Source organism: Burkholderia sp. AU38729 (assembly GCF_020419725.1).
Classification (GTDB): domain Bacteria; phylum Pseudomonadota; class Gammaproteobacteria; order Burkholderiales; family Burkholderiaceae; genus Burkholderia.
The window spans coordinates 78,235-94,526 of the sequence record NZ_JAIZQO010000005.1; the positions used below are offsets into that span (position 1 = coordinate 78,235).

The following is a 16,292-nucleotide window of genomic DNA, read 5'->3' on the forward strand; positions in this document are numbered from 1 at the left end:
ATGAAGGGCGAGTAGAGCCGTTTAACGCGACGGCCATCGTGTTATTCGATCAGTAAAGCTAATCATATTTCAGGTGTACGGTAATCGACACCTGAATAACGGCGATTCCTTGTGCAGCACCGAGCGAGCACCTGCCACGCAGCAGGTGGCGGTCTCGCTTTTTCATAAAAAAGACGGAGACGAAATGAAACTCAGGTTTGGAGCAGTGGCGATTCTCGCCGTGGCGCAGGGCGCATGGGCACAGAGCAGCGTGACGATGTTCGGGTTGATCGACGCGGGCGTCTCTTATGTCAGCAACGAAGGTGGCGGAAAGAACGTCAAGTTCGACGACGGCATATTCGCGCCCAACCTCTTCGGCTTTCGCGGCACGGAAGACCTCGGGGGCGGATTTCGCGCGATCTTCGCGCTCGTGAACCAGTTCTCGATGGCGAACGGCGCGATCATCGGGACGGGGATTTTCGGGCGCAACGCGTACGTGGGCCTCGAAAGCAACCGGTTCGGCAGTATCACGCTGGGCAATCAGTATGACTTCATGGTGGATTCGCTGTTTTCGAAGAACAATGCGATTTCACGGGATATCTCGGGGCTGTACGGCTTTCGCAATGGCCCGTTCCAGCGTCTCGCGCTTCCGGACAATCCGACCGGTGCATTCGATTGGGATCGCACGGCGGGTAGCAAACCGATTGCGAATTCCGTCAAGTACAGTTCGCCGACGGTGTCGGGTTTTTCCGGTGGTGCGATGTATGCGTTTGGTGGGGTGGCCGGGTCGGTCGGGGCGGACAATGCGGTCAGCGCCGGGGTGAACTACGAGATGGGGCCGTTCGGGGTGGGCGCGGCCTACACGAACGAGAAGTACGGCCCCGCGCCCGGCGTGCCGTCCACCAGCGTGCGCAACTGGGGCGTCGGGATGCATTACGACTTCGGCGTCGTGACCGCGAATGCGTTGATGACGACCGTGCGCAATTCATTCAACGATGCCGGCGTGTGGATGGCCGAAGCAGGTGGGCTGTGGCACGTCAGGCCGGATGTCGTGCTGGGCGCGAAGTACATGTACATGAAAGGAAATGATGCGGTGAACAACAACCACGCGCATCAGGTAAGCGTGGCGCTTCAGTACCTGTTCTCGAAGCGGACGATGGTGTACGTGTCGGCGGATTATCAGCGTGCGAACAACGGCGCGAATGCGCAGGTCAATGGCGTGCTGGATCCGAACGGGGCGTCGAGTTCGGCGAGTCAGACGGTGGCGCGGGTGGGGGTGCATACGGTGTTCTGACGGGGTGGGGTGCCCCGTTCTTCAAGTGCGCAGGGCGACCCATGCTCGCTCTGCGTTGATATTCCCCATCACCGATATTTCCCGCTGGGTTTGCAGCACGACGATATTTTCCTGGTAAGTGAGCGGTAAGTCGACTGGTCCTACAGTAGCCCCCGTTTCGATCGTCGACTCCAGGAAAATGATTGTGAAAACAGCCTCCCGCCGCGAACGTCCGTTACTGCTGCTTGCCGCTTCATTCGCATTTGCGTCTGCTTCCGCCTGGGCGGACGACGGCATGATCCCGCCCGATGCCGATAATTCGGGGCTGACCATCCTCAACAACGCGACCAATGTGACGCATTGGGGACTGGGTGCCGGCGTCGGCTTCGAGCCATCGACCTACAAGGGCGACAGCACCCGCGTGTTGCCGTTTCCGCTGGTCTATTTCGACAACAAATGGGTACAGGTCATCGGTACCACGGCCGATCTGAAAATCGGGAGCTGGAGCGGCGTCAGTGTCGCGCTTCGTGGCCAGTTCTCGCTTTTCGACGGGTACAAGGGCTCTGACGCACCGATCCTGAACGGCATGGAAAATCGCAGGGGCGCACTCTGGTACGGGCCTGCACTGTCATGGGGCACCGGGTTCGGTACGTTGTCGGGCAGCTTCCTGTTCGGCGGAAACAAGGGCGAGCGCGCGAAAATCGGCTTCGAGAAGGCATTTGCGTTCGGCCAATTCTCGATCACGCCGCATGTCGGCGCGGAATGGCTCAGCAACAAATACGTCGACTACTTTTACGGCGTGCGACCATCGGAGGCGCGCGCCGATCGTGCCGCCTACAGCGCGGGTTCGACGGTGAACGTGTCGGCCGGCACGCGTATCGACTTCCGGCCGACGAAGCAGCAGACGATATTTCTGGACGTCGGCGTGTCGCGCCTCGGCGACGCCATCACCGACAGTCCGATCGTCGGAAGACGGTTCGTTCCCGAAGCCAGAGTGGGCTACATGTATCGGTTCAAGTGAGATCGGGTATGCCGAGAGTTGCGATTGTCGAGGATCATGAGCGCCTTGCCGACATGTTGTGCCAAGCGTTGGCCGGCGCGGGAATCGAATCCGATCGTTTCGGCAATGTCAGTGAAGCCGCCTACGGTGTCGACCACGCCGACTACGCACTGCTGATCATCGACCGCGGATTGCCCGACGGCGACGGCCTGGCGTTCCTGCGGACGCTGCGCGCGGCGGGGCGCATGATGCCTTGCCTGATGCTGACGGCACGCGATGCGTTGCATGACCGCATCGACGGACTCGAAAGCGGGGCCGTCGACTATGTGACCAAGCCGTTCGAAATGAGCGAACTCGTCGCCCGCGTGCGCACGCTGATGCGGCGCCCGGCGCTGCTGACGACGCTCGTCGCATCGTTCGCCGATGTGACGGTCGACCCGCCGCAGCGCGCGATGTGCTGCGGTAACCGGACGATACCGCTTGCGCCGGCCGAGTTGCAGGTCATGCTTTGCCTGATGGAAGCCGCGGGCCGGACGGTGCGGCATTCGATACTCGAGCATGCCGCGTGGGGGCTCGGGGAGGCGGTCACGCCGAACGCGCTCGAGGTGACCGTGCATCGCTTGCGCAAGAAACTGGCGGCGATCGGCGCAACGGTGCGGCTGACCAATATTCGCGGTGCCGGTTTCGCGCTGCGGGACGCATGACGCTGCGCCGCGTCTTGCTCGTTGCCGCTTCAGGGTAAAAAAGCGACCATGTTCCATCATTGGATTCGACGCCTGTCGACGCGCCTGTGGATGACCAACGTCGTGGCGTTCGCCATCAGCCTGGCGCTGCTGTCCGCGCTCGCCGTGTATGTCCTCGATCGACATCCGGAGTTCCTGGGGCGGCGGCAGCAGATGGAGATCATCGGTCATGTCGTGACCGGATTGAGCTTCGACGACGCCGGGCGTCCGGTATCCGTGCAATTGGACGGCCGTCCGGCGCTGATGTTCCGGCTCTTGTCGAGCGAGGTGAAGTATCGCGTGCTCGATTCGACGGGGCGGCTGTTGCTGGCGTCGACGCCTTCGAACGGGGGCCGACCGTGGCTGACGGAAGACCTCGCGAAGGCGGCCCGCAAGGTGGTGTCCGCCACGATCGACGGCAACGTATACGCCGTCGCCACACGGCGCATGTCGAAAGGGGGCGTCGATTATTACGTGCAGGTTGCGCAAAGCAGGCAGTTGGTCGATGCGCTTGTCGTGTCGAAGATCGAGCCGATACCGAAGACCGTCGGCTACGTGCTGCTCATCGCGACCATCATCTTCGGGCTGACGCTTCCACTGACGATCAGCCACGTGTTGAAGCCGTTGCGGGAGGTATCGCGTGCCGCGAGCGGAATCGAGCCGCACAACCTGAAGACGCGACTGTCGTCGGACGGGATTCCGAGCGAGATCAAGCCGCTGATCGATGCGTTCAACGATGCGTTGACGCGACTCGAGAATGGCTTCGCCGTTCAGCAGCGGTTCCTGGCCGACGCCGCGCATGAGTTGCAGACACCGCTCACGCTGGTCAGAGGCCAGATCGAGCTGCAGCCCGACATCCGGCACAAGGCGCTTCTGCTTCGCGAGATCGATCTGATGGCTCGGCAGGTCAAGCAGTTGCTGCACCTGGCGGAAGTCAGCGAAGCGCAGAACTTCAGCTTCGACGACGTGAACAGCGTCGAAGTCGCGCGAGATGCCGTTGGCTTGCTGGCCGGCAAGGCCGATGCGAAGCAGGTGAAGCTCCATATCGAAGCGCGCGACTCCGCGGCGCCCATCCGGGCTGACGGCGGGGCGCTTTTCATCCTGCTCAAGAACATTCTCGAGAACGCGATCAACGCATCGCCCACGGCTGGCGTGGTCGTGCTGACCGTACTCGATACGGCGATTCACATCGACGACGAGGGGCCGGGCATTCAGCGGGAGCATGTGCCGCTGCTCTTCGACCGATATTGGCGGGCGCCGGATTCACGGTATGACGGTGCCGGTCTCGGGCTGGCAATCTGCAAGGAGATTGCCGTGGCGCATCAGTGGAAACTGACGGTCGATGTGCTGGCCACGGGGACGCGGTTCAGCGTGTGGTTTTAGTCTGAGCGGTTGTCGTGCCGGGTCGGGTTCCCACGGTACAAGGGACGGATCGGAGGTTCTGCGCGGTCGAAGGAGGGCTTTTCCGAGGTCCCTTGTTCGATGTTTGTTTTTCGGTATAATGAACCCACGTTCGGAATGTCGAACGTGAGAAGTCAAGCATCCAGAGTCGGATTCTCCGACGCCAACCTGCCCTCCCGGGCAAGGTGGACGCCTCTGAGGCGATGCGGCCGATTTACGGCAACGAAACGGGAGCAGCATGGCTGGCACCGGTTCGATAACCACTCATCCGGAGCAACCATGCGTCAAGCTACCTCTGCCTCCTGTCCGACAGTCTGTGAAGACTGGTCACACTACCTCCCTGGTTTCACGCTGACGCATACGGTTCATCTCGTGTCGAGACGGAATCCGGGCATCGTCTCGACTGCGGCTGCCGTGCTCGAAGGTGAAACCGCCACGGTCGACCGTTGGGCCATTACCCGCTGTGGTGACGTCCTCGAGCAAAAGATCGTTCTCGGGGAAATGACGGAAGGGCAGGCGGTGCGGCTGCGCGAGCGACTGGCCGCGCTCGAGGGCGTACTGCGCACGAGGGTGGAGCATCACTTCGTGCGAGCCGGGTCGGCGACGGGCAACTGAATGTCACTGCCCCCGCCCGTCGCGCTGCTGCTCGCGTGCCGGGGATTGTTGTAGTCTGGGCAATACGATAGTGTGGCGCACCGGCCTGCTGCCGAACTGACAATGATCCTATGATGTGTCGCGCAGGCGTCCGGTGAACTCGAACGGTTGGTCCGTTACAGATCGTTTGATCTTGCCGATCTCATCGTCGTTCGATCCGCCAGAAAAATCAGGAGTGTGTCGTGTTTCACCGGAGATCCATGTTGGGCCGTCCGAATATCGCGTGCGCCATCGCCGTGGCGATCATGCTGGCCCCGGTCGCGACGCGCGCAGCGGCCGACACTGTCAACGAAACGGCGAGCGTCGCGCCGGCCGTTTCGGCCAACACGTCGCTCACGCGGCCGATCGTCGGCGACGATCCGGTTGCGATTCGGGAAGCACTGGAGAAGCTGCACGTCAAAAGCGCGTCCCCGTCCCTGAGCGAGCGTGTCCGCAGCCTGATCCCCGTCGTGGCCGACAAGCATGGCCAGAACGCCGACCTGGCCGCGGTCAACCTGGATCGTGAGGTCACTTTCCTGGTGCCGGTGTCGTACGGGCTGCGATATCAGTCGCAGAAGCATCTGTTGAAGGTGAACGTCGACCTGGTCGACCCCGACGGCGAAGGCCGGACAGGCATCCTGCTCAGAAAGGTCATTACCGGGCCGCGAGGGCGAGGGCTGGTGATCGCACCCGAGGCGAAGGCAAAGGGCTATATCCAGCAGATCGACATCATCGAACTCGATCCCGGAAAAGGCGGGAAGTCCACGGTGCGCGGCAGCGTGCGGCTGTCACCCGCTGCGTACGCGCAAGCGCAGGGCGGGTTTGTGTTCGCTCTTTCCGGGCGACTGGTCCAGCCGTACCTGACCGAACACGTCGAGCACGCCGAACCGAGCAACGACGAGCCGACCGACATCACGACGAGGACGTCGAGGTTGTACCTGGATATCGAATCCATTTCGCTCGTGAGTCAGGCGAGTGGGGCGGTGTTGTTGAAGAAGCTGAGTTTCTCGAAATAGCGGGTTGCTTGCGCGAGATCTCGATCGGGTTCGCTTGATGCGCGGTATCCGCAAGCCGGCGGGAGCACGGTCGCGGGTGACGCCGCGGCACACGGCGGCACCGCCACGTCAGGCCGGATCGTGCTGCTGCGGAAACAGGGCGACGTCATACGCGGCGAGCAACTCACGCTCGCACACAACCGGGAATCGAAAGAGCTTCCGCCGGAACTGACAGGAATGCGGCTAGGAGGTCAAGGTGGGCGCCACGTTCGAACGCGGTATCCCTGTCGTGTTGCTATAGTAGCCACTCCTGCTTTGCGCTCTTGCTCGATGAAAGCCGGTTTGACTATTCCGTTTGCAGTGAGCCCGTTGGGGCATCTTGTCGCGGCACGTGACCTGCCGAAGCATGCGAAAGGACCGTTCCGCTGCGCCGCCTGCCGAAGCCCGGTGATTCTGAAGCAAGGTGAAGTGAAAGCTTGGTATTTTTCGCACCTGCCAGGCTCAGACTGTGCGAAGGGTTTCGAAACGGCACTTCACATGCTGGCTAAACAGATTTTGCTGGACCATCGGCATCTACGCGTGCCGGCGCTGGTTTGCGTGGACGAGGGTTCGCTTGAGGAAGGCGTTATGGTGTGCGATGAGCACGTCATCCACTGGGCTGCGGCGGGTGAAGCCGAGAAGTGGATGGACGGCATTCGGCCGGACTTCGTGGCCGATTGCGGGGACCAGCTCCTGATTGTCGAAGTAGTCGTGACCCACGAACCCGACGGCAACAAGCTCGCGCATCTCGACTGCCTCGCGATTCCCGCCCTCGAAATCGACCTTTCGGACGTCGCACGCGATGTCACCGTCGACGCGCTCACGCGTCGCATCATTGATACGGTTGTAGGCAAGCGATGGCTTTTCTACCCCGGTTGGGCCGAAGCCCAGGCTGTGTTCGACGTGCGACGCCGTGAAGAAGAGGCACGGCTCGAAGAAGACGGCGCTGAGATTGAGGCTGAATACGCACGGGAGCGGGCCTTGGCCAGACGTGAGCGCGCCGCGATCGCGGCGCAGCGAGACGCAGCCCGGCGAAAGATTGAGCGGGCGAACAAGCTGTTTCGCCAAGCACCGGACGCAGGCAAGACGGAGTTCCTCGCCGGGAAGCTCGGTCTGGCGGAACAGGATTGGCCGCCGCTGTTTGGTAGCAAGGTGCGCTGGGCATCCGCCGTGAAAGCGCATGCGCGGATTTGGCAGGCCGATGTCTTCCGAAGGTTCATCTATCGCCAACGGGGCAAGCGCGCCGCGTCCGAACTGACGGTTGAATGCGTAGCAGAATGGCTGACCCAGCGCTACGAAGTGTTGCCGTCCGCGTCGAGGTCACTCCCGGTCGCGGTGTGGGACTTTATGTCCTTGCTTGCAAAGCACGGCTATCTCCGCCGGAATTCTGGTCAGGAATTCGAGATTCTGAAAGACGTGCTTCCTGAGCAGGAGCGACTAGCGCCAACACATCCGCAGAGTCCAGCCGCTTTAGCGACTCAACGGCTGTTCTGGTCGCGCAGCCTTGGTGACGAAATGCAAATCTATCTCGCCGCGGAACAAGCCGGCGTACGTAGGCCTCGCGCTGCGATGCAAAGTTTAATGCGGGGGCGGGTGTACCTGGACAGTGAGGCGGAATACGCACAAAGGGTCTCGGTTGCACTGCAGTTGTCGCTTGAGCAGACGGTCGAGTTTCTCGTGGCGGCTGGATTTTTCGCGCGAATCTGACCTGTCCGCTTGGACGGGAAACTGCAACCGATACAGGGCGTGCTTGCTCGATACGGTGAAGATTCGGCAGGCAGAACGAGACCGCGAGCGTCCAGCATTTCCGGTAGCGATGACGTGTCGCTGCGATGTGCGTGTTTCGTGGCTGTCGGCGACTGTCCGAACGCAACTTCGTGGTGGCGGCAACCCTCATTACCGTGAATCGCACCAGCGAATCACGCCCAGCTTAAGCCAGAAATGGGAGCGGCAGCCTACCGTGCGGTCAACGGACGGCGAAAGGCTCGGAAGGCGAGTTCCTTTCCGCGTCATTGTCCACCTCGGTCGCTGCTCCGCAATCATCGGGAGTTGGATGGTGTCTCCACACCCACAGGGGCATCGAAGGGCTGCAAGCCAGCATTGCCCATTTTCGCCGACGGCGTACACCTTGTGCGCCTGAAGGGAGTCGGGCAAGTCGTCTACGACGACGACTGTGTATCGACCGAGCAAGCCATCAACGTAGGCAAGGGCGCGGTTCCACAACCGTGAGAGCATCTGGGACATCATTTAAAGGCCCATGATTCCAAGGAGAGGTTCTGTTGTGCCGAAGCCTATGCGTTTTGCGAACGCTGCGCATGCCTCGCCATCGTCTCGATAGTTGGTCGCGAGCGGGTCGGATAGGCTGATGCGCCACTGAGCGAATTCCGCGTTAGGCTCCACACGGAAAGGCATTAACCTAGCTAGCAGTTCGTTGACAGCATACGTCGCGACCAACATGTTGAGAGAGATGACGGCTGGGCGGTCGACGTCCATGCCCTTTACGTAACCTGCCTTCCGCATTTCTTTATATCGTTCGGGTTCGTGCTTTTTCATGAAGGCCGCATCGAGGTCTGCTTGCGAATAGACACCTCGACTCATGAGGCTTGAGCCGCCCGGCTGCACCGTGTGGACAGCTCCGGTCACGTGGTCGACGTTGCCCTTGCCATCCGCATCAATCCGGACTCCGATATCGATAAGCGGAATCAGGAAATGTGACGCGATTTTGTTGAGGAGATGTCGGCCATCTACCGAGTCCATGCAGCCGAACAAAACGTCGCATTCGCCGAGTGAAAGAATTGTTTCTCGGTCGGTAATGTCATTGGGCAGCGGGCATACCCCTGTGCCAAGGTCCATCTCCAGGATTGCTTCCTGAGCCCGCTCGACTTTCAGGCGTTTTTTATCTGCGTCTGAACCACGCGAGTTCAGGACGCGATTGAGGTTCTTCCTCTCGAGGTGGTCCGGGTCGACCGGCACCAGTTCGCCTACGCAGTTGCGCGCGAGCTGCTCAAGGACAATGCTGCCCGTGCCGGAGGCGCCGACCACACCGATGCGCAGTTGCCGCAATGTGCGATACGTTCCTTCGCCAAAGGTCTGGATAAGGCGTTGCGCGTGCTCGGGCGGTTCCACTTCCTGGCCGCCGTGTTCGCCGTGGCGGTGGAACTCGAAATCGTCCCCAGCAATACGAAACAGGTCGATGGGCCCGCCGAGGATGCCGTCACGGACGTGGCGGCCGAAAAGCTTCCCGTCAGGAAGCATCACGACGCTTGCGCGGGTCTCGACGTTATCGAGGATATTGTCGACCGCCGAGAAGAACGCCCGGTCGGACTCGTCGTCGTATCGCGAGAACTCCGGATAACCGCTCGGGTGGCTGTGGAATTTGACCACCGTCAGGTTCTTCTTCATCGCTCGATTCAGTGCAGGAAGCACCGTTTCGACAGACCAGGCAACAGCGTCCGGTTCGCGTATGCGGCAAGCCTCGTACGGTACCTCTACAACTTCATGTACAAGTAGCTGGCTGCGTCTCACGCCTGACGCCTGGCCGCACAGTGCGATGGCGACTGCCTCCTTCCCATCGTCGGGAAAGAGGTGTCGGAGCAACTGCGCACGGTGCTTGCCGGACATGGCCAGCACCGAGAGCCGGTCATTTGTCGTCATTTCGACAGCTCCGCACGCAGGAAATCGTCGACCAGCATCAGATGTGTACCGACGTTGTCGATGCCTTGGCGCCACTGACTGTTTGCCGTACGGTGGCGCGACCAGCCCTGCCACGTTTTGCCTTCGAAGACGTTCGTGACCAGAAAACGGATTTGCTTGCCGTCATTCCTCGCCAGCGCCGGATAGAAGTAGACCATGTCAATCTGCGTATCCGGATAGCCTTGGGGCAGAATCACAAACATGTCGACCTTCGCCGGGGTGAATCCCGGCGGCGGTTCGAAACCGCGCACCACGATGCGCTTGGCGTCCGACGCGACGGCTTCCCACGCGTAACCCTTGCTGTTCAGGAACTCTGCGTCTTCCTCCATCACCGTGAAGTCCGCGCGGACTGGCCCTTCCCCCTCTTGTACCTCTTTCGGGATGGTCGCGAAGCGCTCCACGCCGTGGGCGGTGAAATCGACCGTTTGCCCCGGTGCAACCGGACGCATCTGCCCGTGAACCTTTTCCGACAGAAGGTAGCCGGCGCTCGACTTGCCGGCGAGCCCCAGAATCTGCTCGCCGGTCATGTGCGGGACGTCGACGACGTAGTAAGTCTTGTCGATTCGAATCTTGTACTTGTGCCCGTGGGGAATCGGCTTCTTCTCTCGGACGAAAAATTCAACGTCGATAATTTCTTCGCCGTTGCGGCCAACCGCTCCGACGATGGTGGTTTCTTCAATGCGTTGCTCGTTTGCAGACATTTCAAACTCCGTTGCGTCGGATTGACAGGCGCCGAAGGGCGATGTTGACGTTCGGCCGGCCCGGTGCCAGACTCCGTCTTACATGTGAGACAGTCTGGCACGAGGCGTTTCTTTAGTCAAACGGAATTTGTTGCACATATAAGACAGGAGAAAAATGGAACACGTGAAGATGGAAGTGCTAGCTCAGCACATCCTGCGGCGCAGAGATGGTCGTGGTATCCGAGAGGCGGCCAAGGAAGTCGGCATCAGCCCAGCCACCCTTTCCCGGGTTGAGAATAAGAAGGTCCCTGACTTGGAAACCTTCGGGAAGATTTGTGCGTGGCTTGGCGAGGACCCTGCAACCTTCCTTGGCTTGGTGCAGGCATCCTCATCGGCGCCCCGAGCTCAGGTTCATTTCAAAAAAGAAGTGGCGATACGCCCGGAAAGTGCCAAGGCGTTGAGTGAGATGATTGTTCTCGCTCAGGAGGCACTTCTGAAAGAAGAGGTCTGAGCATACTGTGCAGCGTGGATACAAAGCCTGGTGCGAGCGGTTTTCAGCCGACACTCGCCGCGAGCTTGATTTGCCTTCGACCGCGCCCTTGAGCGCTCGGCAATTGGCGGCTCATCTTGGAATACGCGTTTGGACGCCCGATGACGTCCCAGGGTTGGCGCCTGAGGCTAGGGCGGTGCTCCTGCGCAATGACGGCACGCCGAGTTGCTGGTCTGCCGTGACGCTCATCGTCGGCGAAAAGACGCTGGTTATTTTGAATTCGTCGCATTCACCCGCGCGGCAAGCGAGCGATCTGATGCACGAACTCGCTCATCGCATTCGCGACCATGAACCGGAAGAGATGAACATCTCGTCCGAAGGCTTGATGCTGTTGAAAGCGTATGACAAGGAGCAGGAGGAGGAGGCGGACTGGCTGGCAGGCGTGCTCCTGCTTCCCCGCGACGCCCTGGTTCATATCCGGCGCCAAGGGTTGTCCGACGAAGAGGTCACCGCGGAGTACGGTGTGAGTAAGAGGATGTACGCCTATCGCGTCTCGATGACGGGCGTGAACCGGCAATTTCGGTGACGAGGGAGCCCCGGCGAAAGCTGCGTCACATGTCTGCGTGGCCGCCTCAGTGGCACTCAAAGCGTTTGCAGTCGCCTGCGGTATGGGTGAGTAGTGGCACCATCTCCGGCGGGTGTCGGAGATGATCAGAAAAAGGGGGCTGCCATGAGCTTTGCCAGTGAATTCGAAGTCGTAGACTTGGTGGCAAAGAGCCAACTCGCAACCAGCGGGGTAGATGCATTTTCGCTGTCCATCGTCAAGATGGAGCGGCAAATGCGGAAACTCTTCACATATCTCGTCTATCAGGCTCGCGCTTTCAGTCCTGAAAATGTGGAAGAACTCAGGCAAGCGTTGGGCGCGAGTAGGAAAGCGTACTTCGAAGGTTTCGAACGAGGCATTAATGAACTTTCCGCAGTCTCAATCGAAAAAATGGTGGGACAGCAATACGATGGACTTCGCCCCATCCTTGTAGACGCGTTAGACGTTCGAAACAAGGTCTTCCACGGCCAATTGACTATGCGTTGTCTCCAGCGAGACCAGCTCGAGGAGTTGACTAACTTTATTAAGCGCTGGGGCAATTTGCTTGCCGACGGGGCAAACAGAGCAATTGGATACGACGGGTTTGGGCGCAACTCGTTTCGAAAGGGACCCGACGGCCTGGCAGAGACGTTCAAAATTCAGATAGACACCGTAGAAAAGTATCGAGCATTTATCCGAGACCATGTAGAGCGTCCTTGACGCCGAGTCAAGATAATAGCATCGTGAAATTGTTGGCGGCGGGCAGGACGAGAATCTCTTAACGATAAGAGAACGTTTACTCTGCATCTTTTCAATAAATCGTTGCCAATGGTATCGCAACCACTTGCATCATGCCGAGCTGTCAGAAGCAGAAGTGCAGGCAAAAAAGTTCGTTGCAAAATTCCCACCGTAACCATTCTCACTGTCAGAATTGACAGGACGCCCTCAACTTTCTGCGGCATGGGCCGTAGACACGTTAAGTAGTATAGTTTTTGGCTTGGACGTGCGATGCCGACTGCGAAGCGTCAACGTGAAGCGAATCATCGTTGGAATCTAGCCGTCAGCACGCCCTCATGTCGTTCGACGAGTCAAAATGCGGAAGATGCATAGCTCGACGGCGCTCTCTCCGTCTATTTCGGGGAGGAGCAGAGAATTACGCGAAAATGACCGATAATGGTGTGGCTAGCATGCCTCGCGTGCAAGTTGCTAATGGCCGATACTTCGACCAACCAGTTGTCCGTGCCTTCAACGTGGAAGCCAACAACGCAGTGAATTCGAGCATCGAGAAGTACTTCAAACCTCTCATCGGCAAGCACATTGTCGTGAATCGAATACGCCAGATATCGACGGGCGGTACGTTAGAGCCGTCTGTCTCGGCGTATTTCCTGTATCCAGCGTTTGAGCGTGGAAAGCCAGCGATAGATGCACTCATTGAGGCCTTGAAACTAGAGATTCCAGCTTTTTGCACCACAAAGCAAGAGCGGGCGAGGGCGTTGGCGAAGGACAGAGCAGGTGGATTGGAAACCTTCGAGACGCAAATGTTAGTAGACAAAGCGCGGCGACTGTTCATCAAAGCCACGGCGGGAAAGAGGGACTCTGGCGAAGGCGGTGAGCTATTGCTGTTCGCGTTTATCGAGCACTTCCTCGGAGCGCCCATCATTCTATCGAAGATGCGGTTGAAGACAAACACGCAGATGCCGGTGCATGGAGCTGACGGTGTTCACGCAAAGTGGGACAGCGAAAGCAATCAGCTTGTTGTCATATTTGGCGAATCTAAGGTTCATGCGTCGATACACGGAGCACTCAGGGCCGCTGCTGAGTCAGTCGGCTCTTTCGTCGCGGATGTCGAGGGCAGGAAGACGCATGAGCTTCTGTTGACGACTGACCACGTCGATCTCGATGGTTTTCCGGACGAGTATAAGGAGGAACTTATACGCTACCTCCATCCATTCGCTACGGAAGAAGGCACGCGCCGTCAAGAAAGGTTTGCCATCTTGCTTGCATATACGTCGAAAGGATATGCGACGTTGGACAAGCTTACAGCTGCTGAAGCGGAGAAGTCGTTCCTAGACGACTACAACAGTAAACTGTTGCCGGCACTGCGCCTCGCAAAGAAACATCTTGCACAGGCTGGCGTGGAACTCGACACAGTCGACCTGTTCATTTTGCCTATGCCGAATGTACAGGAATTTCGCGACAAGTTCGACGAGGTGCTGGGTGGCTGACTTCAGAACAAAATTGGCAGACGCGGTCTCGTCAAGCAGAGAGTTTAGTGTGGCATATGATGTTCTGCAGCGAGACAGTCTGAGCTCGTTATTGAATGGGACTCGCCGACTCAGTCCTGCGCTGGCCACGAAGCTCCTTCGTTCGGCTCTAATCTTCGCTCAGAGTAGCCGGGATTCTCACTTCATGCTCGCGCAGAATATTGCGTACTGCCTCGCGACAGCGCCTATCACCGATGAAGAGCGCATCGTGTGTCGCCATATTATGGCGAGCGTCGGAAATTTTCCGGCGGGGGAATTCATCGCATCGGACGTGTGGGAGGGGTGCCAACTGCCTTGGCAACTGGCGCTGTCGGAACTTGCGAGACGAGAAGGCAATACGGTGCTTGTGTCGGGAAAACCGGAACTGTTCACCGACTTTCAGCGTAATGTCTGGAATGAATTGCAGCAACGGCAGCACGTTAGTGTTAGGGCGCCGACTTCCGCAGGGAAATCATACATCGTCCAAGCTTTCATCAAAGAAACACTTGAAAAGTCAGACGCTGTACTCGACATTGCGTACATCGTTCCCTCTCGGTCATTGATACACGAAGTGCAAGGGAACCTCGCCCGGTTACTGGAACAATTGCCGACTCCACCGGTTATCAGCAGCGTACCTCGAGCAAGGCCCGAACTTGCGTCGCACCAATCGCGGGTCTTTGTTTTTACGCAAGAACGTCTGCGAACCGCTCTCGACCAGAGTGATTTGTCACTCGACATGCTGATTGTCGATGAAGCTCAGCAAATCGCGGATGGGGCCAGAGGAATGCTCTTGCTGGATTGCCTCGAAGACGTCGCGTCAAGAATGCCGCAGTCCAGATTACTCTTCATCACCCCTGGTACGCAGAGCGCGGCTACCATCGGAAGATTGCTTGGCGTTCACGGCGTGGTAGACGTTGGAACGAATTTGAGGCCGGTGCGGCAGAATTTGATTTTCGTCAATTTCGAAGAGGCCAAGCGGGACGAGCACATGGTACTGACGCTTCAACGGCCTGAAGGCGGGCGGCTCACTATCGGAAGGTTGCTGGCCGGGCCTTCGAATACTGAAATCGGCCGCTTCATCGATGCGATACTTCAGCTCGGAACGGAGGGGCAGAGCCTCGTTTACGCTTCTTCCAAGCATCCCGCGGAGAGCATCGCAAACGAGCTGGCAAACGCCAGTAAGCATGAGCCGAACGCCCGTTTGCTCGAGTTGGCGGGATTCATTCGGAAACACGTCCACCCGGAATTTACTCTGGCAAACTGTGTGGAACGCGGTGTAGGGTTTCATTTCGGCAATATGCCGACAAACCTCACAAAGGCCATAGAAGAGTATTTCGTAGAAGGCCTGCTGCATACATTGGTCTGCACGTCGACCCTCCTACAGGGAGTCAACCTTCCTGCTCGCAACATTTTCTTGTACAAGCCGGAGAAAGGCAACCACACGCCGATGAATCCGGACGACTTTTGGAATTTGGCAGGGCGCGCCGGACGGCTCAAGAAAGATACTCACGGGAACGTCTTCTTGGTTAGCTATGACACATGGAAGAATAGGCCAGCCCACGAACCTCCGTCGACAGAAGTTACTGCTGCGTTTACAACGGCACTGACTACAGAACAGAAGATTCTCCTGAAGTTCGCACAGAACGCTAATCACCGGTCCGGGGTACGCCAGACGGCATTCGCCGAAAGCGTGTTTTCTCGTTTGGTTACTGACATCAAGACTGGTGCGCTGGCAGAGACGATTCGGCGTGTTGCGCCAAACGGTCTTCACGCTGATGCTGTACAGACGATTGCGGCGGTAGAAGGACAGTTGGATAAGGTGACCCTTCCTCCGGAAGTGCTAAAACGCCATGGGATGATTTCACCACTACGTCAGCAGCAAATGTATGACGTGCTTCGGTTCGCGGTTCGTGCAGGGCAGCTCGAGGAGCACGTTCCTCTTCATCCTCAGCACAAATACAGCGAGGTGAAGACACGCTTCATGTTCATTCTTTCTCTAATTCATACGAACCTCGAAGGTATTTCGAATCGTGCTCACCGTTACTACAGCTGGTTCGCTTTGTCGTGGATGAGAGGCCGTTCTTTGTACGAGATGATTGATTTCCAGCTTAAAAGGGCCCGGGAAAAAGCGAAAGAGGAAGGGTACGATGGGCTTGTGCCTGCGGGCGAAACGATTAAGAGTGTGATGAAGCAAATCGAGGAGCAGCTGAGGTTCAAATATGTCAAATTCGTTGCTTGCTATATCGATTTACTTCGCTTGGCCGCATTAACGGAGAAGGGTTTAGATTTGCAAGATATACCTCCTATTCCGCTTTTCTTGGAGCTTGGGGCGTGCTCCGGCACGATGATTGGGTGCATGGATTTGGGAATGTCAAGAATTGCGGCAAGAGAGGTGACGGACGTTTTGGATGGCAGAGATCTTAACTCTGTAATTGTCAAGAAAAGACTGAAGGCGCTATCGCCCGAGCGATTTAGACGGCTATCACCGTTAGTTAGGAGAGAGTTGCAGAGGCTCGCGCTGATTTGAAGTACCTAAAGTGGGCTGGCCAGAGTTTCATAGA

15 protein-coding genes and 1 riboswitch are annotated in these 16,292 nt (G+C 58.3%); of the genes, 12 read left to right on the plus strand and 3 right to left on the minus strand.

Annotated features, from left to right (window positions below; all coding sequences use genetic code 11):
• The first annotated feature begins 184 nt into the window (after positions 1-184).
• The 7 genes from LGM56_RS14865 to LGM56_RS14895 all read left to right on the plus strand — a co-directional run bounded on the left by LGM56_RS14865 (position 185) and on the right by LGM56_RS14895 (position 7,749).
• Positions 185-1,273: a porin gene (locus LGM56_RS14865; RefSeq protein WP_226205834.1), complete on the plus strand. Its 1,089-nt coding sequence runs from the start codon at positions 185-187 to the stop codon at positions 1,271-1,273.
• Between the two features lie 184 nt (positions 1,274-1,457).
• Positions 1,458-2,273 carry a MipA/OmpV family protein gene (locus LGM56_RS14870; protein ID WP_319000762.1) on the plus strand — a complete coding sequence of 272 codons (816 nt, stop codon included), beginning with the start codon at positions 1,458-1,460 and terminating at the stop codon, positions 2,271-2,273.
• Between the two features lie 8 nt (positions 2,274-2,281).
• Positions 2,282-2,956, plus strand: a complete 675-nt coding sequence (locus LGM56_RS14875; protein WP_226205375.1) for a response regulator transcription factor — start codon at positions 2,282-2,284, stop codon at positions 2,954-2,956.
• Between the two features lie 48 nt (positions 2,957-3,004).
• On the plus strand, positions 3,005-4,357 hold the full coding sequence (locus tag LGM56_RS14880) for a sensor histidine kinase (RefSeq protein ID WP_226205377.1): 1,353 nt from the start codon (positions 3,005-3,007) through the stop codon (positions 4,355-4,357).
• A gap of 151 nt (positions 4,358-4,508) precedes the next feature.
• A riboswitch (SAM-I-IV-variant riboswitch) is annotated at positions 4,509-4,612 on the plus strand.
• A gap of 42 nt (positions 4,613-4,654) precedes the next feature.
• Complete coding sequence (locus LGM56_RS14885; protein ID WP_226205378.1) at positions 4,655-4,990, plus strand: hypothetical protein; 336 nt, start codon at positions 4,655-4,657, stop codon at positions 4,988-4,990.
• Between the two features lie 239 nt (positions 4,991-5,229).
• Complete coding sequence (locus LGM56_RS14890) at positions 5,230-6,024, plus strand: hypothetical protein (protein WP_226205380.1); 795 nt, start codon at positions 5,230-5,232, stop codon at positions 6,022-6,024.
• Between the two features lie 309 nt (positions 6,025-6,333).
• Positions 6,334-7,749, plus strand: coding sequence for a competence protein CoiA family protein (locus LGM56_RS14895; protein ID WP_226205381.1), 1,416 nt, complete (start codon positions 6,334-6,336; stop codon positions 7,747-7,749).
• Positions 7,750-7,938: 189 nt separating this feature from the next.
• On the opposite strand, the gene LGM56_RS37020 is transcribed toward LGM56_RS14895, so the two are convergent.
• From LGM56_RS37020 to LGM56_RS14910, 3 genes are read right to left on the minus strand one after another with little or no spacing between them, the layout of a single operon-like run.
• Positions 7,939-8,289, minus strand: a complete 351-nt coding sequence (locus LGM56_RS37020; RefSeq protein ID WP_368040735.1) for a DUF6527 family protein — start codon at positions 8,287-8,289, stop codon at positions 7,939-7,941.
• Positions 8,290-9,696: a ThiF family adenylyltransferase gene (locus tag LGM56_RS14905; RefSeq protein ID WP_226205382.1), complete on the minus strand. Its 1,407-nt coding sequence runs from the start codon at positions 9,694-9,696 to the stop codon at positions 8,290-8,292.
• Entirely contained in the window at positions 9,693-10,436 is a 744-nt protein-coding gene (locus LGM56_RS14910; RefSeq protein ID WP_226205383.1) for a multiubiquitin domain-containing protein, read from the minus strand. Before LGM56_RS14910 ends, LGM56_RS14905 begins: the two co-directional genes overlap by 4 nt.
• Positions 10,437-10,590: 154 nt before the next feature.
• Here LGM56_RS14910 and LGM56_RS14915 point away from each other — a divergent pair, with 154 nt between their 5' ends.
• The 5 genes from LGM56_RS14915 to LGM56_RS14935 all read left to right on the plus strand — a co-directional run bounded on the left by LGM56_RS14915 (position 10,591) and on the right by LGM56_RS14935 (position 16,258).
• The gene (locus LGM56_RS14915) at positions 10,591-10,926 is read left to right on the plus strand and encodes a helix-turn-helix domain-containing protein (RefSeq protein ID WP_011882873.1); all 336 of its coding nucleotides are present in this window, start codon (positions 10,591-10,593) and stop codon (positions 10,924-10,926) included.
• 175 nt (positions 10,927-11,101) lie between these two features.
• The gene (locus tag LGM56_RS14920; RefSeq protein WP_226205384.1) at positions 11,102-11,491 is read left to right on the plus strand and encodes an ImmA/IrrE family metallo-endopeptidase; all 390 of its coding nucleotides are present in this window, start codon (positions 11,102-11,104) and stop codon (positions 11,489-11,491) included.
• Positions 11,492-11,635: 144 nt separating this feature from the next.
• On the plus strand, positions 11,636-12,208 hold the full coding sequence (locus LGM56_RS14925; protein ID WP_226205385.1) for a hypothetical protein: 573 nt from the start codon (positions 11,636-11,638) through the stop codon (positions 12,206-12,208).
• A gap of 443 nt (positions 12,209-12,651) precedes the next feature.
• The gene (locus LGM56_RS14930) at positions 12,652-13,713 is read left to right on the plus strand and encodes a DUF1837 domain-containing protein (RefSeq protein WP_226205387.1); all 1,062 of its coding nucleotides are present in this window, start codon (positions 12,652-12,654) and stop codon (positions 13,711-13,713) included.
• Positions 13,714-13,897: 184 nt separating this feature from the next.
• Positions 13,898-16,258, plus strand: a complete 2,361-nt coding sequence (locus LGM56_RS14935) for a DEAD/DEAH box helicase (RefSeq protein WP_226205388.1) — start codon at positions 13,898-13,900, stop codon at positions 16,256-16,258.
• The last annotated feature ends 34 nt before the right edge of the window (positions 16,259-16,292 follow it).

What these genes read in the sequence shown, in the direction of transcription:
- LGM56_RS14910 (WP_226205383.1), bottom strand. Translation starts at nt 10,436, where the DNA reads ATGTCTGCAAACGAGCAACGCATTGAAGAAACCACCATCGTCGGAGCG.
- LGM56_RS37020 (WP_368040735.1), bottom strand. Translation starts at nt 8,289, where the DNA reads ATGATGTCCCAGATGCTCTCACGGTTGTGGAACCGCGCCCTTGCCTAC.
- LGM56_RS14915 (WP_011882873.1), top strand. Translation starts at nt 10,591, where the DNA reads ATGGAACACGTGAAGATGGAAGTGCTAGCTCAGCACATCCTGCGGCGC.
- LGM56_RS14925 (WP_226205385.1), top strand. Translation starts at nt 11,636, where the DNA reads ATGAGCTTTGCCAGTGAATTCGAAGTCGTAGACTTGGTGGCAAAGAGC.
- LGM56_RS14905 (WP_226205382.1), bottom strand. Translation starts at nt 9,696, where the DNA reads ATGACGACAAATGACCGGCTCTCGGTGCTGGCCATGTCCGGCAAGCAC.
- LGM56_RS14930 (WP_226205387.1), top strand. Translation starts at nt 12,652, where the DNA reads ATGACCGATAATGGTGTGGCTAGCATGCCTCGCGTGCAAGTTGCTAAT.
- LGM56_RS14890 (WP_226205380.1), top strand. Translation starts at nt 5,230, where the DNA reads ATGTTGGGCCGTCCGAATATCGCGTGCGCCATCGCCGTGGCGATCATG.
- LGM56_RS14865 (WP_226205834.1), top strand. Translation starts at nt 185, where the DNA reads ATGAAACTCAGGTTTGGAGCAGTGGCGATTCTCGCCGTGGCGCAGGGC.
- LGM56_RS14895 (WP_226205381.1), top strand. Translation starts at nt 6,334, where the DNA reads ATGAAAGCCGGTTTGACTATTCCGTTTGCAGTGAGCCCGTTGGGGCAT.
- LGM56_RS14935 (WP_226205388.1), top strand. Translation starts at nt 13,898, where the DNA reads ATGCTCGCGCAGAATATTGCGTACTGCCTCGCGACAGCGCCTATCACC.
- LGM56_RS14885 (WP_226205378.1), top strand. Translation starts at nt 4,655, where the DNA reads ATGCGTCAAGCTACCTCTGCCTCCTGTCCGACAGTCTGTGAAGACTGG.
- LGM56_RS14875 (WP_226205375.1), top strand. Translation starts at nt 2,282, where the DNA reads ATGCCGAGAGTTGCGATTGTCGAGGATCATGAGCGCCTTGCCGACATG.
- LGM56_RS14880 (WP_226205377.1), top strand. Translation starts at nt 3,005, where the DNA reads ATGTTCCATCATTGGATTCGACGCCTGTCGACGCGCCTGTGGATGACC.